We start from the raw sequence: 283 nt of genomic DNA on the forward strand, positions 1-283 counted from the left end.
AACGGAGCCGAACGGTTTTGCCCACTTTTGCCAAGACAAAAGTGGGCCGCCGTAAAGGCGGAAAGGTGACTATGCGTCGCCATCGCCAATGAATGCGCGTATAGCTTTCAAAACTCACGCTCTGAAAGTCAAAGTCAAAGTCAAAGTCAAAGTCAAAGTCAAAGTCGCCGGCGTGGGTATTCACAGATGTAAGCGCATTCATTTGCTATATCGACGCTTAGTCACCTTTTCGCCTTTACGGCCATCCCTTTCAAGGTCTTCGGTAGAATCCGCTGAAATCCAG

General features: G+C 48.8%; 1 protein-coding gene. It reads right to left on the reverse strand.

From position 1 onward, the window contains the following. A partial coding sequence (locus NJG22_RS24505) for a hypothetical protein (RefSeq protein ID WP_253098517.1) occupies window positions 1-184 on the reverse strand: 184 nt, incomplete at its 3' end. Window positions 185-283: the final 99 nt, after the last annotated feature.

This window comes from Pseudomonas sp. VA159-2, from assembly GCF_024126635.1.
Taxonomy (GTDB): domain Bacteria; phylum Pseudomonadota; class Gammaproteobacteria; order Pseudomonadales; family Pseudomonadaceae; genus Aquipseudomonas; species Aquipseudomonas muyukensis.